The organism is Carboxydocella sporoproducens DSM 16521 (genome assembly GCF_900167165.1).
GTDB lineage: Bacteria > Bacillota.
In genome coordinates this window covers 119,775-144,715 of record NZ_FUXM01000003.1, presented here as the reverse complement: position 1 = coordinate 144,715, position 24,941 = coordinate 119,775, and the positions used below count along the sequence as shown (strand labels likewise).

At 48.4% G+C, this 24,941-nt stretch carries 24 protein-coding genes; 1 reads left to right on the top strand and 23 read right to left on the bottom strand.

Annotated elements, in window-relative coordinates:
* Positions 1-317 precede the first annotated feature (317 nt).
* The 17 genes from B5D20_RS02405 to B5D20_RS02325 all read right to left on the bottom strand — a co-directional run bounded on the left by B5D20_RS02405 (position 318) and on the right by B5D20_RS02325 (position 14,317).
* Entirely contained in the window at positions 318-794 is a 477-nt protein-coding gene (locus B5D20_RS02405; protein ID WP_078664634.1) for a DivIVA domain-containing protein, read from the bottom strand.
* A gap of 3 nt (positions 795-797) precedes the next feature.
* A complete protein-coding gene (locus B5D20_RS02400) occupies positions 798-1,604 on the bottom strand; it encodes a YlmH family RNA-binding protein (RefSeq protein WP_078664633.1) in 807 nt (268 codons plus the stop codon).
* Positions 1,604-1,870, bottom strand: a complete 267-nt coding sequence (locus tag B5D20_RS02395) for a YggT family protein (RefSeq protein WP_242946605.1) — start codon at positions 1,868-1,870, stop codon at positions 1,604-1,606. The genes B5D20_RS02400 and B5D20_RS02395 overlap by 1 nt, the downstream gene beginning before the upstream one ends.
* A 12-nt stretch (positions 1,871-1,882) precedes the next feature.
* On the bottom strand, positions 1,883-2,704 hold the full coding sequence (proC, locus tag B5D20_RS02390; RefSeq protein WP_078664632.1) for a pyrroline-5-carboxylate reductase: 822 nt from the start codon (positions 2,702-2,704) through the stop codon (positions 1,883-1,885).
* 1 nt (position 2,705) lies between these two features.
* Entirely contained in the window at positions 2,706-3,146 is a 441-nt protein-coding gene (locus B5D20_RS02385; RefSeq protein ID WP_078664631.1) for a cell division protein SepF, read from the bottom strand.
* Positions 3,147-3,152: 6 nt separating this feature from the next.
* Complete coding sequence (locus tag B5D20_RS02380; protein ID WP_078664630.1) at positions 3,153-3,830, bottom strand: YggS family pyridoxal phosphate-dependent enzyme; 678 nt, start codon at positions 3,828-3,830, stop codon at positions 3,153-3,155.
* A gap of 5 nt (positions 3,831-3,835) precedes the next feature.
* The gene (locus B5D20_RS02375) at positions 3,836-4,795 is read right to left on the bottom strand and encodes a biotin/lipoyl attachment domain-containing protein (RefSeq protein ID WP_107753636.1); all 960 of its coding nucleotides are present in this window, start codon (positions 4,793-4,795) and stop codon (positions 3,836-3,838) included.
* A gap of 65 nt (positions 4,796-4,860) precedes the next feature.
* Entirely contained in the window at positions 4,861-6,291 is a 1,431-nt protein-coding gene (pnpS, locus tag B5D20_RS02370) for a two-component system histidine kinase PnpS (protein ID WP_078664628.1), read from the bottom strand.
* Positions 6,288-7,001, bottom strand: a complete 714-nt coding sequence (locus B5D20_RS02365) for a response regulator (protein WP_078664627.1) — start codon at positions 6,999-7,001, stop codon at positions 6,288-6,290. The genes pnpS and B5D20_RS02365 overlap by 4 nt, the downstream gene beginning before the upstream one ends.
* A 16-nt stretch (positions 7,002-7,017) precedes the next feature.
* Complete coding sequence (gene pgeF / locus B5D20_RS02360; protein WP_078664626.1) at positions 7,018-7,821, bottom strand: peptidoglycan editing factor PgeF; 804 nt, start codon at positions 7,819-7,821, stop codon at positions 7,018-7,020.
* A gap of 44 nt (positions 7,822-7,865) precedes the next feature.
* A complete protein-coding gene (locus B5D20_RS02355) occupies positions 7,866-8,123 on the bottom strand; it encodes a YlmC/YmxH family sporulation protein (RefSeq protein ID WP_107753638.1) in 258 nt (85 codons plus the stop codon).
* 52 nt (positions 8,124-8,175) lie between these two features.
* Positions 8,176-9,336, bottom strand: a complete 1,161-nt coding sequence (gene ftsW, locus B5D20_RS02350; RefSeq protein ID WP_078664624.1) for a putative lipid II flippase FtsW — start codon at positions 9,334-9,336, stop codon at positions 8,176-8,178.
* A 107-nt stretch (positions 9,337-9,443) separates the two neighbouring features.
* Positions 9,444-10,223 carry an RNA polymerase sporulation sigma factor SigG gene (sigG, locus tag B5D20_RS02345; protein ID WP_078664623.1) on the bottom strand — a complete coding sequence of 260 codons (780 nt, stop codon included), beginning with the start codon at positions 10,221-10,223 and terminating at the stop codon, positions 9,444-9,446.
* A gap of 128 nt (positions 10,224-10,351) precedes the next feature.
* The gene (locus tag B5D20_RS02340; RefSeq protein WP_078664622.1) at positions 10,352-11,479 is read right to left on the bottom strand and encodes an MFS transporter; all 1,128 of its coding nucleotides are present in this window, start codon (positions 11,477-11,479) and stop codon (positions 10,352-10,354) included.
* 92 nt (positions 11,480-11,571) lie between these two features.
* Positions 11,572-11,826 carry a sulfurtransferase-like selenium metabolism protein YedF gene (gene yedF, locus B5D20_RS02335; RefSeq protein WP_078664621.1) on the bottom strand — a complete coding sequence of 85 codons (255 nt, stop codon included), beginning with the start codon at positions 11,824-11,826 and terminating at the stop codon, positions 11,572-11,574.
* A gap of 14 nt (positions 11,827-11,840) precedes the next feature.
* Entirely contained in the window at positions 11,841-13,070 is a 1,230-nt protein-coding gene (yedE, locus tag B5D20_RS02330; RefSeq protein WP_078664620.1) for a selenium metabolism membrane protein YedE/FdhT, read from the bottom strand.
* A gap of 167 nt (positions 13,071-13,237) precedes the next feature.
* Complete coding sequence (locus B5D20_RS02325; RefSeq protein WP_078664619.1) at positions 13,238-14,317, bottom strand: YeiH family protein; 1,080 nt, start codon at positions 14,315-14,317, stop codon at positions 13,238-13,240.
* Between the two features lie 123 nt (positions 14,318-14,440).
* On the opposite strand from B5D20_RS02325, the gene B5D20_RS02320 reads away from it, so the two are divergent.
* On the top strand, positions 14,441-15,325 hold the full coding sequence (locus B5D20_RS02320) for a LysR family transcriptional regulator (protein ID WP_078664618.1): 885 nt from the start codon (positions 14,441-14,443) through the stop codon (positions 15,323-15,325).
* Between the two features lie 35 nt (positions 15,326-15,360).
* Here the strand turns inward: B5D20_RS02320 and B5D20_RS02315 are convergent, their stop codons facing one another.
* The 6 genes from B5D20_RS02315 to B5D20_RS02290 all read right to left on the bottom strand — a co-directional run bounded on the left by B5D20_RS02315 (position 15,361) and on the right by B5D20_RS02290 (position 24,933).
* Positions 15,361-18,471 (bottom strand): molybdopterin-dependent oxidoreductase, encoded by a 3,111-nt coding sequence (locus tag B5D20_RS02315; RefSeq protein WP_078664617.1) that lies wholly within the window; start codon positions 18,469-18,471, stop codon positions 15,361-15,363.
* A complete protein-coding gene (nrfD, locus tag B5D20_RS02310; RefSeq protein ID WP_078664616.1) occupies positions 18,446-19,714 on the bottom strand; it encodes an NrfD/PsrC family molybdoenzyme membrane anchor subunit in 1,269 nt (422 codons plus the stop codon). The genes B5D20_RS02315 and nrfD overlap by 26 nt, the downstream gene beginning before the upstream one ends.
* 31 nt (positions 19,715-19,745) lie before the next feature.
* Positions 19,746-20,387, bottom strand: a complete 642-nt coding sequence (locus B5D20_RS02305) for a 4Fe-4S dicluster domain-containing protein (protein ID WP_078664615.1) — start codon at positions 20,385-20,387, stop codon at positions 19,746-19,748.
* A 241-nt stretch (positions 20,388-20,628) separates the two neighbouring features.
* Positions 20,629-21,636, bottom strand: a complete 1,008-nt coding sequence (locus B5D20_RS02300; protein WP_078664614.1) for a 4Fe-4S binding protein — start codon at positions 21,634-21,636, stop codon at positions 20,629-20,631.
* 164 nt (positions 21,637-21,800) lie between these two features.
* Positions 21,801-23,129, bottom strand: a complete 1,329-nt coding sequence (locus B5D20_RS02295) for a sigma-54-dependent transcriptional regulator (RefSeq protein ID WP_078664613.1) — start codon at positions 23,127-23,129, stop codon at positions 21,801-21,803.
* The gene (locus tag B5D20_RS02290) at positions 23,113-24,933 is read right to left on the bottom strand and encodes an ATP-binding protein (protein WP_078664612.1); all 1,821 of its coding nucleotides are present in this window, start codon (positions 24,931-24,933) and stop codon (positions 23,113-23,115) included. Before B5D20_RS02290 ends, B5D20_RS02295 begins: the two co-directional genes overlap by 17 nt.
* Positions 24,934-24,941: the final 8 nt, after the last annotated feature.

Genomic DNA, 24,941 nt, shown 5'->3' with positions numbered 1-24,941 from the left:
CATCTCCGTAGTCAGCGGGTCTTCTTCGCCCCGGCTCCATTTCGAAGACCGGTGAGCCGTGTAAATCTCCGGAAAAAACTCCCCGCACACAGTTATGCTAAATTTGTTCTTCTCGTGTTTCTCTGGCATTCCTGATCAGCTCCCCGAAACCCTGCCGGACTTTGCTGCTTTACCAATGGATAATAGTTCCATTTTTTTATTGTAGCAAAACAGTTAAATACAATCAATTATAGTCTAGTTTTCTGAAGCTGCTGCATACCTCCCCAAAATAAGTAACGGCAGAAATGCCCGATTCCTGCCGCTTTTCTTTCTATGGATTATTCTTGTTTAGTCTCTGTTGCAAAGTAGGTTCCCTTTTCCAGCAAGTCCAGATAAGCCTGTAACATGGCTTTCAGTTCCGTACGCAGCTTATGATTGAGTTTCAGCAGTTCTTCCTGCTCCTGCAAGATATCTTTTACCCGCTCTTTGGCCTGACTGATCAGCTGGCTGGCATCCTTTTCTGCCGCCGCCCGGATAGCTGTAGCTTCTGTTTCCGCTGCCCGGCGCAGGTCATCGGCAGTGCGGCGAGCCAGCACCAGGGCCTCCTTGATATCATCCTCCAGGCGCTTGTAATGGCTGAGGGATAATTCTCTGGAGGCCAGCTGTTCTTTCAGCTCCAGGTTTTCCTTATAGATCTTCTCATAGTCAGCCAGCAACTCGGCTACATATTTGTCCACCGCTTCCGGACTATAACCCCGAAAACCCCGTTCAAAATCGGGGTTTTTGTAATCCAGGGGCGTTTTGACCTGTGCCATCGCTCATCCTCCTCTGCCGGTTTTGCTCCAGATTTCCACTTTGAACAATAATCTTCCTTTTTTGCTGCTGCCTTTCTGTTCTTTAACCAGAACCCGGCCAAACCCCTGTACAGATAACCAGTCACCCGGACGAATTTCCGCATCCGGCTTGAGACATTCTCTCCAGTTTAAGCGTACCAGTCCGCTTTCTATCCATTGTACAGCCTGCTGGCGGCCAACTCCCACACTCTGGGCCAGCAGGGCATCCATACGCGGGGAAGCCAGACTGACCAGCCTTTCCTCTCCCTGTGGCCGCTGGATCAGGGGCGGTTCTGCTTCTGGCAGCAGTTCGATGGGTACAGGTCCTACCCTTGTCCACTGACTCTGGATGGCAGAGACAATTTCTTGAGCCACAGCCACCCAGATTCCCGTTTCGGTACAGAGAATGTCACCCACCAGTTCGCGCTTAATGCCACTGGCCAGTAAGGAGCCGAGAATATCCCGGTGACCGGGCTGAAAGAACTGGAAGCGGCCCTGCACCCGCAAAACTGTAACACCCGGCTGGTCGAAGTCAAATTCGGCCCAGGCCGCCGGGAACAAAAGCAAGCGACAGCGTTCCGGCTCCCCGGCAAAACCGCCCTGACAGCGATAGGCAACCGTCTGCCGCCATGATTCCAGCATACTCCGGGCTAACGCCTGCTGGCCAGGGTCGAGAAAAAAAGTGAAACCGGGCATTTCTCTGGTCTCCACCTGGACCAGCAGGTCCCAGAGCCTCTCCACCAGAGCCTTGTCCTCCGCTTTCCCTGCCTGGCGTAGCCAGTAATCTCGCATCAATATCCCCCCAGCAAGCGGTAGAGTAAAGATACCACTCCGCGCCGGATCAGATCGAGGACAAAGATAGCGACGATGGGTGAAACATCAACCATTCCAATAGGTGGAATCAACCGTCGAAAGAGCTCCAGATAGGGTTCTGTCATATCCCGCAAGAAACGAACTGCAGGATTATAACGGTTAACCGGAAACCAGGACAAGAGGATATGGATGATCAACATCCAGTAATAAACCATAAAAAGGGTATTAATCAGGTTGATCAGCAAGCTACTACCTCCCTATTTTTGCCCGGCACTCATTTCCTGGGCCCGCCGGGTGGCCGCCATCACCGCATTCATCAAGGTTACCCTGAGACCACCTTCTTCCAGGGCGTAAATACCGGCGGTGGTGGTGCCCCCGGGAGTAGTAACCATGTCCTTCAGGCGACCGGGATGCTCTCCTGTTTCCAGCACCATTTTGGCCGCCCCCAGCATGGTCTGGGCCGCCAGGGTCATGGCGATATCCCGCTGGATGCCCACCCGCACCCCGGCATCGGCCAGAGCCTCCAGCATAATGTAGACATAAGCGGGCCCGGAACCGGATAAACCGGTAACGGCATCCATCAGATTTTCCTTGACGGTAACAGCTGTGCCAACAGCACCAAAAATAGCGGCTGCCATAGTTTCATGGGCTGTAGTAGCATATTTGCCCAGACACATAGCCGTAGCCCCGGCCCCTACCAGACAGGGAGTGTTGGGCATGGCCCTGATTACCGGCACGCCGGGCAGAAAAGTTTCAATCAGAGTAGTGGTAATTCCAGCAGCAATAGAGATTATCAGTTTATCTCCATTGACCCTTTCCCGAATCTCCTCCAGCACTTCTTCCATGGCCTGCGGTTTTACCGCCAGCACCAGGATATCGGCGGCAGCAGCGGCTTCGCCATTATCAGCACAGGCATGGATGCCCATTTTTTCCTGCCAGGCCAGCAGTCGCTCCCGGTGGATGTCGGCGGCATAAATCTGGTCAGGGGTAACCAGTCCGGCTTTCAGCAAACCATTGATCAAGGCCGAACCCATGGCCCCGGCACCAATAAAACCGATACGCTTATCCGTTAAAGCCATCTTACTTCACCCAGGTAAAAATGCCTCGATCCCGCTGCTCATCCCGGCTGTCCAGCATGGAGGAAATGTCCACTCCATTGGGAACGAAAAGATAAATACCGGTGCCAACCTTTTGCAGACTGCCACCCAGAGCATAAACTGTGCCGGAAACAAAATCTACAATGCGCTGGGCCACACTGGGATCGGTTTTTTCCAGGTTTACCACTACACTGCGACGGTTTTTCAGATTATCGGCAATGGACTGGACTTCATCAAAGGCGCGCGGTTCAATTACTACCACTTTCATGCCTTTTTGCTGCGGCAGGGCTACCACAGGCGCCTTTTTGCCCCGACGAAACTGCTCTTCCCGTTCTTCCATGAACTCATCCTGTTCTTCCAGCAGTTCTTCTTCCTCATCGGCCAGACCGATCATACCCATTACCTTATCCATAATTTTTGCCATTTTAGTTTACCTCCTTGCACCAAATATATCACTACCAATGCGTACCAGGGTAGCCCCTTCTTCAATGGCCACCTGATAATCATTGGACATACCCATGGATAAATGTTTTAGTCCCAGCTCCCGGGCCAATTCCCGCAACTGACGAAAATAAGGGCGGGCCTGTTCAGCGTCAGCCACAAAAGGCGCCATAGTCATCAGCCCTTCAATCTGTAAACCCGGCAGTTCCTGGACTTCCCGGTAAAAAACCGGGACATCGCCAGGAGCCAGGCCATGTTTGGTTTCTTCTCCCGATACATTCACCTGAATCAGGGCTTTTAGGACCAGCCCCCGAGCACTAGCCCGCTTGCTGATCTCCCGGGCCAGTTCCCAGCGGTCCAGAGAGTGCAACAGATGAATGCGGTCGATAATATATTTTACTTTATTGGTTTGGAGCGTGCCAATCAAATGCCAGCGCAGTCCAGGAGGCAATTCCGGCTGCTTGGCCAGCAGTTCCTGTACCCGGTTTTCCCCCAGGTCAGTCACCCCGGCAGCCAGAGCTGCCTGAATCCCCTCCGGTGGCACAGTCTTGGACACCGCCACCAGGGTGATCTCCTCCGGCCGCCGGCCAGCCCGCAAGGCTGCTGTCCTGATTTCCTCCCTGACTCTGGCCAGATTCACTGCAATCTCAGCCCAGCTATCAGCCATACTTCTCACCTCATCACCCTTTGCCCATCGGTAACCAGGGCCGGTGTGACCACCACCCGCGCACCTGGGCCCAGCAAGGGCGCTTTGTTTTCCGGTGCTATTTCCTCCACAGCCGCCATTTCCCCTACCTGGCCGTTGACTTTCACCGGCCTGAAATAGGCGATTTCTTTGTAGACCACATACAGACCCTTTTTCCCCCCTGTCTCGGTCAGGGCAGAGGCAGGGACCAGATAGCCGCGGTAGGTCCTTTCCACCAGTTCCAAATTGTTCCGGCGCTCATGGGCCAGATCCCCCACCTCATTGAGAGCGGTCAGGATTACCCAGGTCTCACCACCGCGTTGTTTCAGCTTTTTCACCAGCAGGCTGGTATCCTTACCTCTCAGTTTAAGCACTGTTTTTCCCGCCTGCCAGTGTACTGTTGAGTTGAGATGGAGCAAAAAAGCCGGGTTCTGCAGATTGTCGAGGAGCTTTACCCCCTGGACCGGGGGTTTTTCTTTGCCCAGTTCCTGTTGTAAAGCCTGCCAGAGCTGGTCCGGTTCAACGGTATCGATCAGCTCAGGCAGGAGAACGCTTTCCAGCCCATCCACATGATAGCAAACCTGGCCGGGCTCAGGAGCAACTACCCGTTCGTCCCAGCGACCAGCAGCACCATCCAGTTGCCCCTGTTGCAAGCGAGCGATCACTTCTCCCCGGCGTACCCGCTGCCCCTCGGGAACCACTGGCTCCAGTTTAGCCCCGGCTGGAACGGGTAAAATCTTCTCCCGGCGGATGGTCCAGGCCTCAGCCTGTTCCACCTCTTCTAGTTTCCCCCATTGTACCGGCTGAATATCTATAACCCTGGCCACAATCCGGTTGGCCATAAAGCGAATTCCCCACCAGAGGACAGACGCCCCGATCAGCAGCAAGACAATACTGGCTAACACGAACAACCTGTACTCTTTCTTTCTCCGCTTTTGCTTGTTCATTCTTTCACCTCGTTCGTGTCTTAACTAAGTTATATTCTACAAAAACCAGCCACTTCCTGCTTGCTTCAGGAATAAACCGGGAGTGTAAAGGAAAAAACCGAGCCTTTGCCCAGTTCTGACTTGACTTCAATAGTCTGGCCATACCGTTCCAGAATGTGTTTGACAATGGACAGGCCCAGGCCTGTCCCGCCCAGATCCCGGGAACGGGCCTTGTCCACCCGGTAAAAGCGCTCGAACAGCCGCGGTAAAGACTCAGGGGGAATGCCGATACCGGTATCGGCTACCTCCACCCGGATCTGATTGGCTTCCGCCCAGACTCTGACGGAAACAGATCCCGCCGGTGTATATTTAATGGCATTATCAATCAGGTTCAACAGCACCTGTTCCAGCAAATCCCCGGACATAGCCGCCGGCGGCAAAGGCTGCTGAATCTCCTGGAGCAAACCCAGACCCTTGTTTTCTGCCAGGGGTTGTAAAATTTCCACCACTTTCTGCACCTTTTCCGCCACATCCACCGGCTGGCGTACCACTTCCGCCCTCGGTGCCTCAATCCGGCTCAGGCTGAGCAAGTCATCGATCAGACGCTGTAGCCGTTCTGCTTCTGACTGGATGATGGTAAGGAAACGTTCTGTCAGCACCCGGTCTTCCATGGCCCCATCCAGCAAAGTCTCTACAAAACCTCGAATGGAGGTCAGTGGGGTACGCAATTCGTGGGAAACATTGGCCACAAACTCGGTGCGCAATTGTTCCAGTTTGCGCAATTCGGTGATATCCTGCATCAGCACTACCGCCCCCTGATGGTGGGCATCCTGGCCCAGGGGCGCAGCGGTAAGGCGCAGAAAGATTTCCTTCTCGCCAGCCAGGCGAATTTCGGATTTTTGCACCTCTTTCAGTCGAACGGTTTTGCGGATCAGCTCTTCCACTTCCGGATGGCGCACCAGGCTCAGCACCGTTCGGCCGGAGACATCCTTGGCCTCTACCCCGAACATCTTGCAGGCCGCCCGGTTGATCAGCATGATCCGCCCCAGGCGATCAACCGCGATCAGCCCTTCCGCCATGGAAGCCAGAATGGTTTGCAGGCGCTGTTTTTCCCATTCCGCCAGCTCGATCTGCTGCTGTAACCGTTCACTCATACGGTTAAAAGCCACCGCCAGATAGGCCAGTTCATCATCGCCCCGCACCGGCAAACGGTAATTTAAATCCCCTTTGGCCAGCGCCATTGCCCCTTCCGCCAGCTCCTGAACCGGCTTGGTAAAGCGCACGGCCAGCAAGTAACTGCCTCCAGCTGCCAGCACCAGGGTACCCACCAGAGCTTCAAACAAAAGGCGACGCAGGTAGGTCACTTCTGCCTGCAAATCCGCTTTTTCCTGCCAGTGGGCCTGGCGGGCCAGCCGGGCCTCCCAGCGACTGACCAGCACCTGGTCTACCAGAATAAAAGCACCGGTTAAGACTACCAGGGATAAAATAATAATCTTCCAGTGAAATTTTCTCTTCACTGCTCCAACTCCCTCATGCGGTAGCCAGCCCCACGTACTGTTTCCAGATAGCGGGGATTGGCCGGGTCAGCTTCTATTTTCATGCGCAAATGGCGGATATGCACATCCACAGTGCGAGTATCACCGGCATAGTCATAGCCCCAGATTTTCTCCAGCAGATAATCCCTGGAAAACACCCGGCCCGGATGGGTCATCAGGAGCTGTAACAGCTCACACTCCTTGGGGGTCAGGCTCTGCTTCCTGCCCCGTACTTCCACCTGGTATTTTTCGGGAAACAACATGATTTCCCCTTCCCCATAGCTGATCCCTTTTTCTCCCGTTTCCTTGCCTTCTTCGGCCGGACTTAGCCGCCGCAAGCGAGCCTTGATACGGGCCAGCAATTCCCGGGGACTGAAGGGCTTGGTCATATAGTCATCAGCTCCCAGCTCCAAACCCAGCACTTTGTCGGTTTCCTCACCCCGGGCCGTCAGCATGATAATCGGTATATTGCGGGTAGCCGGGTCATCATGCAGACGGCGGCAAACTTCCAGGCCGTCAATTACCGGTAACATCAGGTCCAGAATCACCAGATCCGGTTTTTCATTACGGGCCAGTTTCAGGGCCTCCTGCCCATCTCTGGCCACCAGCACCTGGTAACCCCATTTTTCCAGATTGAACTGTACCAGTTCTACGATCAGCGGATCATCATCAACCAGCAAAATGGTAGCCATAATCTACCTCCCCATTTTATTTCAGCATTATCAAGGCTCCCATCCTGCCCGTTTTGCCCCCGGACTTGCGATGGGAGAAAAACAAATCCGAATGGCAGGCAGTACAATAGCGGCTCTGCCAGACATTTTCCGGCTTGATCCCGGCCTGCAGCAAAAGCTGGCGGTTGGTCTCTCCCAGATCCAGCTGCCAGTGGCCTTCCCGTCCCGGGGTAAGCCCTCCAACCCCCAGAGCCTCGATCTTGAGGGCCACCCGTTCATCCACTTCATAACAGCAGGGTCCGATATGAGGACCGATCGCAACCCAGATTTGCTCCGGAGCAAGTTCCAGTTGCTGACATAACTCCCGCACTACCAGGGGGCCAATCTGCTGCACCGTTCCCTGCCAGCCGGCATGGGCCATAGCGACTACTCCGCCTTCCGGAGCCAGAAAATACAAAGGCACACAATCAGCATAAAAAGTGATCAGGGGCAAGCCCCGTTCCGTTGTGGCCAGGGCATCCGCTGCCTGCAGACTTTCATCCCAGCTAAATGCCCCCTGGCCACGGCGGGCAGCTCCAGCCCAAACCAGATGGCAGCCGTGAACCTGCCGTACACTGACCAGGGCATCGGCTTCCAGTCCCAAACTCTGGGCAAAGCGTTTACGGTTGACAATCACCCGCCCGCTTTCATCTCCTACATGCAGCCCCAGATTCAAGGTATTGTACGGTGGCTTGCTTGTCCCCCCGATGCGCGTTGAAAAAGCCACCAGTGCCCACGGTTCCCAGTCCGGTAAGGCCAGATGGACAACTCCCCCTTTATCGCGTAACTGAAAAGGTTCCAAAGGCTGTCCCCTCCTCTCGTGCAAAAAACCGCCCTAAGGGCTGGTTATTCGTAATTATAGGCGATTTGCTCCAATTCTACCAGTATAACATCAATGCCGATCTTGTTGATATTTTCCCAGGGGATCACGATATCCTCCTGGCGCCCGAACATGCGAAACATGCGCCCACCTTCCGGGTTCAGTACCAGGGCCCGGATAGTGCCATTTTCCACATCAATATCGATATCCTTGATGGGGCCCAAACGCCGCCCGTCCACCACATTGATGACTTCCCGCAGCCGTAAGTCCGACACCTTGAGCACGGCTTTCACCTCCTGTCTACCTACATTATATGTAGACGAGGCTGAAAGTGTGTCAGCTTACTGCCAGTTCCTGTCCCTCATTTTCTTCTTCCACAGTATAGCGGGAGACATTGAGGATAATCCCGGCAGCAATCAGTTTAAACAATAGAGAAGACCCGCCATAGCTGATAAAAGGCAGGGTTACCCCTACTACCGGGAAAACATCCAGCACCATGGCCAGATTGACCAGAGCCTCTACCAGCAATACCGCCCCCATGCCCGTAACCAGCAAGCGGCCGAAGGTATCTGGAGCTTTCTTGCTGATTTCATAGACCCGGTAAAGGACAATGGCAAACAGAGTAAAGACGATTATACCCCCGATAAAGCCCATCTCCTCGGCCAGTACGGCGAAAATAAAGTCATTGTGCTGTTCGGGTAACCAGAGATACTTGGACTTGCCGTCCCCTAATCCCACGCCCAGCAGCCCACCGGAGCCGATGGCCAGCAAAGCCTGGGCCTGCTGAAAACCGTAACCAAGAGGATCCTGAAAGGGGTCGAGAAAAACAGTAAACCGTTTCAGCCGGTAGCCAACCGTGGTTACAGCCAGTACCGCTACCGGTACCAGCACTGCCGCCAGAGCTCCAATCCAGGCCCAGGGGATACCAGCAGCAAACAATACCACCGCTGCAATCAGACAAATAACCCCTGCGGAACCGGCATCTCCTTCCAGCCCCACCAGGACAAGGATAAGTACTACTTGTATAATTGCGGGCACATAGCTGATTTTGCGTTTTTTACCCCGTTTCACCAAACGTTCTTCCCGCTCAAAATAGGCAGCCAGCATAATTACCAGAGAGAGCTTGGCCATCTCCGATGGCTGGAGGGAAAAACCACCCGCTCCCAGCCAGGCCTTGTTACCATTGCGAGATTCTCCCGCAATCAGAACCAGCACCAGTAAAATGATGGTGGCAGAAAAAATGATTTTTTTCCAGCCGATCAACTTGCGATAATCCTGCCGCAGTATGGCAAACATTAAGACCAGTCCAATACCAGCCGCTACACTCTGGCGATAAAAAAAGGCCAGGGGATTGCCAAACTCGCCGGGATTCCCGTTTTTGGGCAACATCGCTTCAATGGAACTGGCACTGAAGACCATCAATAGACCGATAGTCAGCAGCACCAGGATAGCCCCAAGCAGCATCAAGTCCGCTCCATGTCGCTTCCTTTTACCCATAATAGTACGACCTCCGTTTCCCTAAAAGGTATTCAACACCGGCGGCCTTTTTTCCTGCTAAAAAAACCGCCTGTCCGGAACATCTCTGTTCCGCAGGCGGTTTGTGTTCAAGTTCCGACGTGTTTGCGCATATGGTTTAAGGCAGCTTTTTCCAGACGGGAGACCTGGGCCTGAGAAATCCCGATTTCCTCTGCCACCTCCATCTGGGTTTTACCGTGAAAAAAGCGCAAGGTGAGAATCTGTTTTTCCCTTTCACCCAGGCGGGCCAGGGCCTCTTTGACAGAAATGTTTTCCAGCCAGCCAACATCCTGGTTTTTCTCATCCTTAATCTGGTCCATGACGAAAATGGGATCTCCGCCGTCATGATAAATAGGCTCGAACAAGGAGATTGGTTCCTGAATAGCATCCAGGGCGAAAACCACTTCTTCCCGGGGTAATTTCAACTCCTCGGCGATTTCATTAACCGAGGGCTCCCGGTTCAGTTTGTTGACCAGGTTGTCCCGCACCTGCAGGGCCCGATAGGCGATATCCCGCAGGGAGCGGCTGACGCGAATGGGGTTGTTGTCCCGCAGGTAGCGGCGAATCTCCCCGATAATCATAGGGACGGCATAGGTGGAAAACTTGACATTCTGACTTAAGTCGAAGTTGTCGATGGCTTTCATCAAGCCAATACAGCCGACCTGGAAAAGGTCGTCCACATATTCGCCGCGGTTAACAAAACGCTGAATTACACTGAGGACCAGCCGCAAGTTGCCTTCAATCAGTTTTTCCCTGGCAGCCTGATCGCCTTGCTGCATGGCGGCAAACAGCTGCCGCATCTGTTCATTGGTCAGCACCGGCAGCTTGGCGGTATTGACACCGCAGATTTCCACCTTATTGATCAGCATTGGCTCCACCCCGTCCTTGTAGTTTCAGTTACATTATTGACGGAATGGAGCCTGCTTATACTGAATTTTGTTGGCCTGCTCAGGCTTCTTGAGTGATTTCGATTATTTCTAATGCCAGACCATCTTTATTAGCGTTTTGTAAATACATACCAAGTTAAGGCAGATAAGAATGCGAGCAGAGCAGATAACTTAAACAATGTAAATAGCCCAAAAGCTGTGTAGATAATTCCCCCGCTATAACTGCCGGCAGCAGCACCTAATGACCAGGCAATCGCAGTAAAAATAGTTTGAGCTGAAGCTTTTACTTCTTGAGAGGTAGTTTCATTTAATAGTTGAATAGCAGATAAGTAGAAAAGCCCGAAACTGAGACCCTGGCTCAGCTGTAGTAATAGTATCAGCCAGAGGTATGGAAAATAGGCATAGACAAACCAGCGCACTGCGTAGATGATACCGGCGATGGTGAGGATTTGATATAAATTTAAAGATTTGCGCAGGACATTAAACAAATAAAAGACAGGGATCTCGCTGCTGGCAGCCAAGGCCCAGGCTAATCCGACCATTGTTGTAGTAGCCCCAAGGCTGGAAAAATAGATACTGAAAAAGGTATTATAGGCACTAAAAGGCATTTGGATTATGAAAGCATAAACGACTAACAAGATAAAAAGTGGATTTTTTATAAGCTGAAAAATTTCTGAAATGTTTTGTTTTATAGGCACAACTGGAGTTTTAGGTAAAGAAAAACTAAGAATCCAGACAATAAAAAAAAGAATACTGCTGAGAGGGAAAATAAACTTAATATTGGATTTAGTTAAAAATGCTGATGTAATCAGTACTATCACAGCAAAGCCCAGCGAACCCCATAAGCGATATTTCCCGAATTCCCGGGAACGTTGATTATCACTTAGCATTAGAGTATCAGTAAGTGGCATAGACGCTGTTTGTACCATTGTGTATAATAGCATTGTCAGCATCCACCAGATTTTATTGTTATATAAAGGGACTAATAAAATAAAAACACCTGAAGAAAACAATAATACTTGGATTATGAATTTAAGCCGCTGGGTTTTATCAGCAATGATTCCCCAAAATGGTTGCATAAATAAGCCAACAAAAGGCCCTAAAGCAGAAATTAGACCGATAAAATTTCCGTTGGCACCTGCTTCCTTAAAATATAAAGGTAAGTAGGGAATTTGCAGCGCAATAATCGCATAAAGCAAAAAGTAATATAATTTATTAAGTGATGACTGGTACTGCATAGTAACCTCCGGTTGCTAGTATGTACTCAGGTTATTATAACAAGAATTTCGCGGGAAATAAATAAGGAAGGGATTACTCCCTTCCTTTCGATTTATTTTTTATCCGGCACCTTAAAGAAGAACCTGATAAGCGGCCCTTCTTTAATCGGCTCATGCATCATAATATATCCGTGTTTCACAGCCTCTTCCGGAACCGAACGGAAAGATTGAGGACAGTCGGCCAGCACTTCCAGGGTCTGCCCTGGCTGGAGCTTACTGATGGTTTCCAGGCTGTAGATCAACGGATAAGGACAAGGTTCACCCCGTAAATCAAGTACAAAATCAACCTCAAAGGAACGATCTCCCACAGTCTTCTCCTCCCCTATTTGCTCTCTGCCACAGCTGTATTGATTTCAACTGGCAAATGAATTTCCGATTTATATTTGCGGCGCTTCTCCATCCAGGTAGCCCAAACGTAGATCAGCGCTAAGAAAAGATAGGTTGCGGCTAAAGCCCCTGCCGGACCGAGAATTTTCACCAGGTCCACCTTCGGATAGGGTGCTACCAGAGAGGTGAAAATACCTTTATCCCAGCCTATCGCCAGCAAAGTAGCACCGATGATGTTCCCTATACCTACTACCCAAAAATTTAATTGCCCCTCCATAGCCCGATACATCCAGCCGGTCTCACACCCGCCGGCAATGACAATGCCAAAGCCAAATAGCAGTCCACCGAGAACTGCCCCAGCTCCCGCCCACATCACCTTGGCCGGAGTTCCGTGAACAATAAAATAAATAGTACCCAAAGACTGGATAGCCATCCCTACAATAATCGCCCTGGTTATCGTCGTTCTTCCCACCAGCCACAAGTCACGAAAAGCAGAGGTGAAGCAGATTTGGCCCCGTTCGATCACAGCTCCAAAGGCCAGACCAAATAATCCTGCCAGGGCCAGCTTCCCGTTACCATTCTGCCAGGCCAGTACAGCCAAAACAATGGCCACTGCCGCTAACAAAAAACCCAATACCGGCTGATGACTGTTATATTTTTTTGCCATTTGTACTGTTCCACCTGGCAAAATCACCGGTTTACCCAAAAAGAAAGGCATCAAAGTTATTTTAAGACCAAGATAGGTACCGGCTATGGTCGCCAGAGTAAAGAGCCAGGTATGTAAAGAAAACTGCGGTATTCCCGTAAACATGGCTGCCAGATTGCAACCCATAGCTAATCTAGTGCCGAAGCCAGCAATTATACCGCCTAACAATCCCTGCACCAGCCGGCGTCTTTGCACCGGCACCCGTATCTTGAAATTACCTCCCAGGAGGGCAGCAATCAGGGCGCCGGCAAACATGCCGAAGACCACCCAGCCATCAACCCGGTCCCATGGCATTCCTTTGAGCTTAATAATTTTAAAATAACTCATTTCCCCGGTGTCATAACCGAATAACTGAAGCAGATGACCGCCCCAGCGGGTGAATTCCCCTGTTACCGCCCAAACTGTTTGCAGTGTACCAAAATAGAGCGCACTTAAGATACCCAGCACTCCAACTGCTATCATTGGACTCCAGTGTTCCTGCACTGCCTTCCGGTAAACCCTGGACCAAAAAGTACCCATAATCCTCCCCCTTTCTCTCAATTTCGGTCTAATTGTAACATAACCATATTTTATCTGTCTAATAAATTATATTTATTATATATGGGAATCGATAAGAAATTTTTATCACTCAATAATTTAATAGAAAAAGCAGGCCCGTTGGTGCCACGGAAACCTGCAGACTCAACTTAGTCTAATATAACTCCGATTACAGCAGCACTGAGGATGGAAATAAACACCGAAGAAACAGCACCTAAAATAACAGCACGGGTACCAATTTTAGCCATTGCTTTGAAGGAGAGATCGAGACCTAACCCCGCCATAGCCGCAGTCATAATCCAGTTATCAAAAGTTATAAGCCCGGCGACAACATTTTGTGGCAGTCCGGCGAAGGAGTTAATCAGCACCATAACAAAAAAGAGGATAGCAAACCACGGGATAGTAATTTTGCTCTTCTGTGGAGGGGTAACAGGATTTTTGTCCTCTTCTGTTACATTGTCGTTCCACGGGATAAAAGTCAGGATAAGGGTAAGTGGAATAATAAAGAGCACCCTGATCATTTTTACGGTAGAGGCCATGGCTTTGAATTGACCGCTGGCCACAACACTTGCTGCCGCTACCTGTGCAACCTCATGTATCGAGCTTCCTGCCCACAATGCATAGAACAGATCAGGTATGTTTAAAAGACCATGCAGGGCCGGATAAAGAAACATGAATATAGTGCCGAACAGTGTCACTGCACCAATAGCAAATGCAGTGTCTTCCTCCTCGGATTTAATTACGGCATCAACTGCTGCTACCGCCGCTGCGCCGCAGATAGATACACCGCTACCGAGCAACAGGGCACGCTTAAGCGGAACATCCATGATGCGGCCAAGCCATAAAGTGAAAAGGATAGCTGAAGTAGTAGCAATCAGGATAGATATAAGGGCGGAGGGACCTACCTCTAAGACCTGTGATATACTGAGTCTAAAACCAAGAAAAATAATAGCAAGTCTTAAGATTTTTTTAGCACTAAAACTTATACCTTTTTGTGTGCTTGTTGGCAAAGAAATGACGTTCTTTATAGTCATACCTATAATTATTGCGATAATGAGCGAGCTTAATGGCAGGACCTCTGAAAAAAGCCTTGTCGACTGAAGCTTTATTGCTATGAAAGTAACTGCAGTTACAAGTAAAAAGCCTGGTAGATGTTCGGCAATCCAGGCAGTTGCATCTTTGATTCGCTCATTAATCCCGGTCTTTACCTGACCTTTAGTATTTTGCATTTAATATCTCCTCCTATCCTTCAGTTTGTTTCCATAAGCTATTATACTCTTGACTTATATAAACGTAAAATATTAAAATAAAATGAAAAAGATATGTAAATACATATAGATTGAGGTGTGAACATGACTCTGCGACATTTACGAATATTCCTCGCAGTGTGCGAAACAGGCAGTATGACGGCCGCAGCAAAACAGCTACATATGACCCAACCACCAGTTAGCCAGGCCATTGTAGAACTGGAACGGTACTATGGTATAAAGCTTTTTGAACGGATTGGCCGTAAGATTTATCTTACGAAGGCTGGAGAGGAGCTCTACTCTTACGCCTCGCACATATTAAGCCTGTCAAATGAAGCTGAAAAACGGTTATCAGATCTGTCAAAAGGCGGCATTTTGCGCGTAGGTGCCAGCAAAACCATAGGCTCAGCAATCCTGCCCTTTCTCATCAGGGAATTTTCCGCTGCTCATCCAACTGTTCAGATAAATGCTGTAATTGATAATACGGCCACCATTATAAACATGCTGTATGTGGCCAAGCTTGACATCGGACTGGTAGAGGGCATAGGCAACTGGCCAGACATAGTTAAGGTACCAGTTTATGAAGATGAGCTTGTGCTTGTCTGCCCACCAATGCATGAATGGGCGAAAGCAGGGAGCATTGACACTGCACAGCTTGAAGATCAGAGCTTTATTGTACGAGAGGAGGGCAGCGGCACTCGTGAAGTATTCGAAGCCGCCATGAAATCCCACGGAATAAAATGGAAAGCAGTTGGAGTGTTTAACAGTGTCGAAGCTATAATCAATGCTGTTCATTGTGGTTTTGGACTATCCTTCATGTCCCGGCTTGCGGTACAGAATGCGGTAGCAACCGGTAAAGTTTCAGTTGTAAAGGTTGTCGGATTAAATATTAAGCGTAAATTCAACCTTGTTTATCATAAAAACAAATTTTTTAACACAGCAATTAATGAGTTTAAAACTTACTGTTTCAGGTTTTGCAAACAGACATAAAAATTGAGCCCCTGAATGCTTCAGGGGCTAGACTTTTATAAGGCTTTGACTATTTCCACTCTAGTATCCAATTGACTGGCTCCGCCGCCTATAGGATCGGACAGACAAGCGTTTTTCAATGTGACATCCACCAGTTGAACTGCATTGGCAGCAAAACCAGTACCTCTTCCTAAGGCAAAACCGGTATCATTATCTCCTGCCACCCATTGGGTATGGCCATAGGGCTGCACAACTTTGGTCTTTTTACCGTCTATTTGTACCGAGGATGCGCCATAGGCGAAATGGCCGTAATTATAACTGCATCCTACAACGCCGGGTTTAATGCCATTAGTTACCAGCACCTTGCCTTTCGCTTCAAAATCTGGAGATTTAATTATAATGGAATCTCCGGTATTAAGCCCGCGTTTCCTGGCATCAACCGGATTCATCCATACATAATTTTCTGCCTCGATCTCCCGCAGCCAGGCATCGCTGATATTGCGATGAGTACCGATATGTCTTGCTTTCCAGTTAATGAAAATTAGGGGATAATCCTTAATATCTACCTTTTTGCAATTGTAGTAAGTGATTTCTTCAATTCTGGGCAAGCCGTCAAAGGGTTTACCGGTATATGGGTGTTTCCCTTTGGCTACTTTTTCGGAGTAAAAATTAACCTCAGAAGCTAATTTATACTTAAGGTACGGACCATCATATTCATTGCCCTGTTTTTCAAATCTTCCCCCTCTATTTAGAACATAGACAACCCTGCGCCACTCTTCCGGCTTAACCGCTCTTTTCCATGCCTGAAGATCGAAGAACTTTCCTAAAGCTTTTTGTCTTGACTTTTCAAAGATTAACAGTTCTTTGTCATCAGCTTCCGGTACAGGTTCTTTTCCATCATAAGCAATGTTGGCCACCAGTTTCAGATAAAAGTCCTCGGCCCGATCCAGTGAACTGCCATCCGGGAAAGCTCCGGGACCAACTCCCGGCAACTTCAGTTCCTTGGCCAGATCAATGAAGAAGTCTTCCATCTGCCGGGCTTCAGGATAAACCCGGGTTACCGGCTGCTGAATATGGGTTTCTTTCAACGGGAAATTGGGATAGATTGTTTCAAAACCCCAGCGTTCCAGGTAAGTTAAATCAGGTAAAATATAATCAGCATAAGTTCCTGTTTCACTGATGACCACATCGGATACCACCAGAAGGGGTATAGCTTTCTGATCTTTTAAAATCTCCTTGTGGGCCATGCCAACCGGTACTGATAACAAGGGGGAAATCCGGTGAATAAACAGGGCCTTGATGGGATAAGGATAACCTTCAGCAGCGCTGGGTAAAGCCTCTTGAATATTATTGCCGGAATACTGGAACCAGGGACGTTTAGCCGGATAGCCATCCCGCTCAAAGAGAGTAGTCTTTTCATAGACAACCTTATTGCGTACCAGCGGAATACCCCAGGCTTTATTGGCTTTGGGCACTTTCATTAGATCATACCTGCCCTCTAAAGGCTTAAACTTGGCCCCGGTGCTCATGCTGCCCCCTTTCCAGTCATAATTGCCGATCAAGTGGTTAAGGCAGTTAATTGCCCGCAAATTATAGAAACCATTAACATGCATTGCCGGGCCCCGATAAGAGGTAATGGCAGCTTTTTTACCATGGGAAGTGAACTCCCGGGCCAGTTCGATAATCTGCTGCGGTTCGATTTCACAGATCCTGGCATATTCCTCAATGGTATGTTCCATAACCCGTTCCTTAAACAGGGTAAATACCGACTTGACCTGGATACCGTTAATAACCGTATCCACTTCTAATTGTCCTTCTGTAGCCTGATCATGGGGTACGGGTTTCCCATTCTGAATTACCACAAACTGTTCTTCCGTTCCGATCCCGAGGTCACTGGCCCGGAGTTTGGGCTTGCCTTTGGCGCTGAGATTGACCAAATAGGTTGCATCTGACCAGGTCGGTTCCCCGTCAGCATTTGCTGCTGCCTGGTTGGGATTGGTCAAATACCTGAGATCATAACGCCCGTTTTCAATAATCCAGCGGGCCATTCCCAGCGCTAAAGCCGCGTCGGTTCCTGGTTTTATGGGCACCCAGATATGTGCCTTCTCAGCAATCCGGCTCAATCTCGGGTCCACCACTGCCAGCTTCATCCCTCTTTTGAGAGCATTCATGAATTTGGGCGCCAGCCAGGTCGGTCCCTTGTTGGCTACCAGCGGGTCAGTTCCCCAGACAATGACAAACTCAGCATTGTCCACATCAGCATACATACGCTTTTTCGGTTTTTCACTATTAAAAGACTGTACATTCCCTATTACACCATTAACACCACAAATACCGCCATGGTCAAGGCTGTTAATGCTGCCAATAGTCTGGCTCCAGTATCTGTCCTTGAAGAACTCCCGCCGGTCCCCGAAAAAGCCTACAATCTGGTTAGCCCTGGGTCCCAAATCCGGATGTTTGGTATCGATCAGTACATCCTTGTATTTCGCATCAAATTCCTCCTGGGACAGCTCCCCTTTCTTCACCTTTTCCCAATCAGACATAACCTCTTCTTGGGGGACAAAGGCCCAGATGCTTTTCAACCCCGGAGTTCCCAGATCGGGGCTGCCATAAACAATTTCCTTCAGCGCCTGTTCCCAGCTAATACTCTGCCATTGCCCGCTTCCCCTGGGCCCAACCCTTTTCAGCGGCTTTTGCACTCTTAACGCATCATATGCAGTCTGGATACCAGCCTGGCCCTTGAGACAGGTCCGTCCACCCCGAAAGCCTCGTCCCTCCCTGGCCAAATCACCATTGCCTTTGGCCGCCTTATCCACTGGAGTCTTGTAAGGAATCTGACCAAAAGGTTGCATATTGAGTGGACTATATGGGTTGCCGGCTAACTTTCTGATGTAAGAAGTAGGACCGTTGCCTTGAGCAGGAGTTATCACAGCTTTCAGAGTACAATGGGTATTACACTGTTCACAGGTTGTATAGATGACATCCTCAGCGCCATAATTCAGGGTCTCTTTTCCCGTTCCATGGGGATCATCCAGGAACCAGTTTTCAACCATTGACTGCTCAGACCCCAGGGCAGCAGGAGCCACCATTCCTACTCCCGCCAGGACTGCACCAGTTTTAATAAAACTTCTTCTGCTAATTTTAATAGACTTCTTTAGTTGCGCCATATAGTTTTCCCTCCTTAATATCTTCGATGTCTTCTATTGCATCAATCGGTAAAGCCTTGATTGCTACCGAGTATAAAAAGAGACCGAAAGCTATAATTCCAATACTGCTGACCCATTCGATTAAAGTCGGATAGTAATAGCCCCAGGGCAATCCGTGTAAAACAGGTACAATTAAAGCAGGGACTACAATGTTAAACCGCACACCCAGAATACCTATCACTACCAGAACAGCTCCCACGGTAATGGCCTTAACTGATTCTTTTAGCTTGCTGTTAAAGAAAATGAATAACGGAACAACTACTCCCAAAAACATTTGTATCCACCAGAATGACCAGGAAAAAGGACTCTCGAAGATAGTTTCAATAGTAGCCAGTTCCGCATGTTCCAGCCCATAGGCGCCAACAAAGAATTCATAGAATTCCAGACCTACATCCACAAGCAGGAACAGGCTTAAAAGTCCGGCCAGAGATTTGACCATATCCTTATCGACTTCACGACCCATTACCTTGGTCCGGATTACATAAAAGGCCAGCAACAGAGCGGTACCGGAAACCAGAGCAGAGACAACAAAGATTACCGGGAAAAGGCCGCTATTCCAGAAAGCCCGGGCTTTGGCCACTGCAAACAGCGTTCCTGTACCACCGTGAACTCCGAATATAGCGATGGGAATCCCGATTGAGCCTAAAATTTTCAACCATCTATGATCCCGTTGTTTCGATTCTTCGCTCAGGTCAGTACTGCCAAAGGTAAGGAAGCGAGCCAGAGACGCTTGCCACCCTGTGCCTTGAGCAACCCGAATCAGATCCTGGCGCATGGAGAAGTAAAGTTCAGCAGTTAATAAGCCAACATAGATTACATAAAAACGAACTTCCCAGGCCAGCACACTGGTAAAATTCCAGTAACGGAGAGTATGCCAGAACCGTTCCATCCTCCCCAAATCCAGTAAGATAAAGCACATGGCCAAAACCATACTGAGAATGGCCACCAGCAAGGCATCCCGACCAATTTTTTCATACTGTTCCATCTTGAAAACGAAGATCATGGTAGACAGGAGAAAAGAACCGGCACTTAAACCCACAAAAAAGATATAGAAAGCTACCCAGGCTCCCCAGGGTGTAGCACTGGTCAAATTGGTAACGGCCAATCCGGCGTTAATTCTTTCGATAATCGCCCAGCCGCCGAGCGCCATTAATAAAATGAGTACCCCATACCAGGCTTTAGTCAACTGTTCGCTGCTTTTCACCGTACTCACATCCTCCTCTTATTATTGAACATTATTTCAAGTAGATGACCCTGGGCTTAGTTCCCATTTCTTCCTGCAGAACAAAAGCCCTTGGACTTGCTGCCAATTTTGAGACCACACTTTCCGGATCATTAAGATCGCCAAAATAACGGGCATCTCCCAGGCAAACCTCAACACAGGCCGGTTCTTCTCCGCGCTGTAAACGGTGATAACAGAACATGCATTTACGAACATTCCCTATCGGAGACTTGCCTTTTTCCCGCTTACCTCTGTCAATACCGTATTCGGGGGCCTGTACCTCGTTACATCCAACCATCTCCTGGCTATAATCCAGCCCGAAGTCAAAATACCTGGCTCCATAAGGACAGTTTATAATACAGTAGCGGCAGCCGATACAGCGATCATAGTCAATGGCGGTGATCCCGTTTTCCAGTTTATAGGTTGCTTTGACCGGGCAAACCTGGACACAGGCGGGCCGGTCACACTGCATACAGGGCCTGGGCACATGAACCTTGCTGACATTGGGATAAGTTCCCCGTTCCTCCTCAATAACCACATTGTAGGTTACTCCAGGCGGAGTGCGGTTTTCTGCTTTACAGGCCACTGTGCAAGTATCACAACCAATACATTTCTGCAAATCGATTACCATCGCCCATTTTTTTTCAGTGCTCACTGCTTATTCTCCTTTCTATTCACTAAGTAAAATGTTGCCATTATAACCCCTGGTCCCTGTCTTGCTGATGAGCTCTCTGAAAACCCTGGGCGTAACAGTAGGAACGTGGATCATTTTACCGCAATGCTTGCATATAAAACTGATTCTGCCTGTAATACTGTTACGCCTTTTGTTCAGAGTCTTTGTCGTAATGTGTGTGTAACCGCATTTGCAAACTAGATTCATTCTACTCCTCCCCTTTTTAGAATTTAAGTAAAAGCTTTTTAGCTTTTGACCGGTGTAAAAATTCAGGTTCACATTCCTGCCAAAACCTTTTTTGATGTATTTTCCTGAGCGGAAAACTGGTTGCAGCAACCACCTTGCCCAGGTCCACCTTATCCCCCTGGCTTACCGCCTGCTGCGGGCAATAGTCTGCACAAGCCCCGCAATTTAGACATAAGGCTGGAGTATGCCGCAACTCCTTTTCTTCATCATCATCATTTATCTGCAAGGCACCAGTAGGACAAATTTGTGTACAAACCTGACAGCCTGTACAGCGCTCATCCACTTCTATCTGGGCAAAAGGCCAATTACCGCCTGATAGCATAAGCTGTGATCCAGGCTTTAAACTTTGACCTGTGCTGTTCAGGAGAAACTCCCTGGCAGCAGGCAGCAACTTTTTGCCTTTGCGGGCTCTTTTATCTTCCCAGCCAGAATAGGTTAAAGTTACTATCCGGTCTTTGAGAAAAGAGAAGAATTCCCGTTTCGTCAAAACTTCTTCTTCCTCTCCATTATCAACAAGCAAGACTCCCTCTTTTCCCAGCCTGGAAGCCATCGCTTGCACCCGAATCAGTCTCTCTTCAATCAATGCCCCTGCTTGCCTGTTACAAGAAGCACATTTTTCGGCAGCAAAAACCAATCGGATCCGGTTACAGTTTAAAACCAGGCCTATCAGTAAAGTTTCAGACAAATAACCTAAACAGGGAAGATTAATAACCCCTAGCAATGGATTCTGTTCACAGGTAAAGGCAATCTTCCGCTTTTCCCTGGCCCGACCAATCAATTGATGATAAGAATGCTGGTCCAGCATAAGGGCTTCTGTCGGACAGGTTCCGGCACAAAGGCCACAAGTATCACATTTTTCCTTATCAATTCTGAACCCATTACTAATCTCTATCGCCTGTGACGGACAGACTTTAACACAGTTATCACAAATATTAGCAGCAGTCCGTACCCTGAGGCATTTATCGGGTTCAAGCTGCAGCTCCATTTTTTTCACCTCCCCCGAGTGCTCCAGTTTTGTCTGCCTTCATTTACGCGCCGCTAACATAAGAGCAAAAACCATACCAGCCTAAAAAGGCCTGAAAATAGGCCTTTCATAAAAAAATCCATGACATTTTGTCATTCCGGTGTGACAAAATGTCATGGATGAAATTATTTCTTTAATTGATATTCTTCAATTTTGCGATAAAGATTACGGACACTGATTCCCAGTAGTTCTGCCGCTTTGGTTTTATTCCATTGAACTGCCTCTAAAACCTGTTTAATATATCTCTTTTCCATTTCCTCAAGGGTACATAGCTTCGGTTCATCTTCCCTGGCAAAACAGCCAAAAAGGTCCTCCTTCTGAATTTTAGCACCGGTGCTGAGCAGTATGCCGCGTTCCAGAATATTAAACAGCTCCCGGACATTCCCCGGATAGTCATAACTCATGAGTGCCTCCAGGGCATCGGAAGCAAGTTGTTTAGGTGCTCCATTACCAGCTTTTTGCAAAAAATACTCTGCCAGCAAGGGAATATCTTCTTTTCGCTCCCGCAGAGGCGGAACCCGAATCTTAATGACATTCAGCCGGTAATATAAGTCTTCCCGGAAATTACCTTTAACCACTTCTTCTTCCAAATTCCGGTTGGTAGCCGCTATCACCCGAACATCCACTTTACGCAAACGCACGTCACCAACTCTCCGGAACTCACCAGTTTCCAAAAACCGCAACAGTTTTACCTGTAATCCTAATTCCATTTCCCCAATTTCATCTAAAAAAAGGGTTCCGCGGTGAGCACTTTCAATTAAACCTTTTTTTGTAGTTAATGCTCCTGTAAAAGCCCCTTTTTCATGACCGAAGAGCTCGCTTTCCAACAGTTGGGCCGGCAGAGCTCCGGAATTGACAGCTACTAATGGTTGTTGGGCTCTGCTGCTCCAGTGGTGGATAGCATTAACAATCAGTTCCTTGCCGGTACCGCTTTCTCCCTCAATCAGTACCGGTGAATCGGAAGCAGCCACCTTTTTAGCCAACTCCAGCACTCTGGTAATGGCCTGGCTTTTACCTACAATTACTTTGGAACTCCTGTCCCTCCGCAAGACTTCTTTCATCCCCAAATTTTCTTCCAGTAACTGTTTTTTCTCATAAGCTTTTTGGAGAGTGATTTCCAGTTCCGCCAGGTTGCAGGGCTTGGTTAAATAATCATAAGCACCCATCTTCATCGCCTCAATAGCAGACTCTATGGTCCCGTGCCCCGTAAGGATAATCACCTGGAGATTCTCTTCTATTTGTCTGGCCTGTTGCAGCAGTTCTATTCCATCCATCCCCGGCAGTTTGATATCAAAAATTGCTACCTGAAAGGTTTCCTCTTTTAAAAAATGCAGAGCCTCTTCGCCCGTCGCTGCCCCCTTGACCCAATAACCTTTTCTGCTCAAACGTTGAATCAACAAATCCCGGAAATTTTCTTCATCATCAACTATTAAAACTTTAATCTGTTCCCTCATGTTCATCACCTTCTTTCCAGCCAGTCATATTATCAATTGGTAATATCACAGTAACCGTTGTTCCTCTGCCCAATTCACTGCTAATTTGAATGTCTCCCTTCATTTCTTTGACAATACCGTAACAAATGGACAGTCCCAGGCCAGTACCTTTACCCAGTGGTTTTGTTGTATAAAAAGGATCAAAAACTTTCTTCAGCTCCTCCCTGGCAATACCGGTTCCGGTGTCAATAATTTTAACTACTATGCTTTTTTGTCCTTTTTCCGTAATCAGTTTAAGCCGTCCTCCCGTTGTTTCCATAGCATCCAGAGCATTGCAGATAAGATTGAGTAAAACCTGTTGCAGCTGGGAAAGGTCCCCTTTAACTACAGGCAAATTTACAGCCAATTTTTTATCTATTTGGATACCAAGTTGCTTAATCCGGTGATTAACCAGGGCCAAAGTATCTTCCAGCAATTCGTTAAGATTTATATCCATCATATGACCGGCAGGTTGTCTGGCAAAATTCAATAAGCTTCCTGTAATTTTTTTGCCCCTTTCGGTCTGTTTACATATTACCTGTAAGTATTTTGCCAATTCACCAGAACGGTAAAGTTCCTCAATATCTTCTTGATCGATCCGCTCTAACAGGTCCTCAGCATAAGCGGAAACCGTAGCTAAGGGATTATTGATTTCATGGGCTACCCCCGCAGCCAATAAACCCAAAGCCGCCATTTTTTCCGTCTGAATAAGTTCAGCAGATTTGCTCTTGATCTGTTGAGTCATAAAGTTAAAAGCATCTACCAACTGACCGATTTCATCATCTGTAGTTTTGGGCAAGACCAGGTTCAATTCGCCTGCAGCCACCCGTTTAGCTCCTTGTTCCAGGGTCTCAATGGGTTTAGTAAAACGCAAAGCAAAAAGAATACTGATGATAACAACCAGCACTACCACCAGAATTGTCCCGATCAGAAACTTGATACTCAAGGCAGCAACAGGGCGATAAGCCTCACGGACCGGTATTTCCACCACTGCCGCCCAGCCTAACTGTTTAATGGGAGCATAAACCCCTAATACTTCCTCCCCGGTAAATGAGACATATCTTAACGGTATCCTGCCTGCATTCTCTTTCCCCTCCATAAACTGGCGAACAGCAAGGCTGGAGCTTACCGGAGTTTGTCTTAAAACTTGACTGAAATCTTCATGGGCAATCAATTTTCCATCTCGGTTAACTACAAAAATAGCACCTTTCTGGTTACCATATCTGGTAATAATTCTGTTCATAATTGACCTTAAATTAACCTGAACATAAAAACCACCTTTAATTTCCCTGGTTAACCTATTTTTAATGGGGATAATCAAGCTTACCATAGTTCGCTGGTCAGCAGTAAGATAATGTTTAACCATGCCTTTTTGGGTCAACAGTTTCGGGTCCACTTGTGACAACTTTTGAGGAGTAATTACTTCCCGCTTGGAAACCCGCATGACCTCAATTCCCCGGGAATTCAACAGACTTAGATCCTCGACAGCCGGTATATCCCGTAAAAAAATATACAGGAATTTTTCCTGGCTTTCCCGGTCCTGTTGCAAAAGGGTTTCCCCGTAAATATTACCAGCTGTAGATATCTTATCTTCGATTCCAGTAATTAACTGACCTAGATCTGTGGCTATTCCTTTTACGAGGTCAGTATTCCGTTGCTGGATGGACATCAACAAATCCTGTTCGGCAGTCCGAACATTGAGATAACCCAATGATGCCAGCGGTAGAATAGACATTGTAATGCCAAAGGCTAAAACCTTTACTTTTATGCGATTCCAGATTTTCATTCCTGATC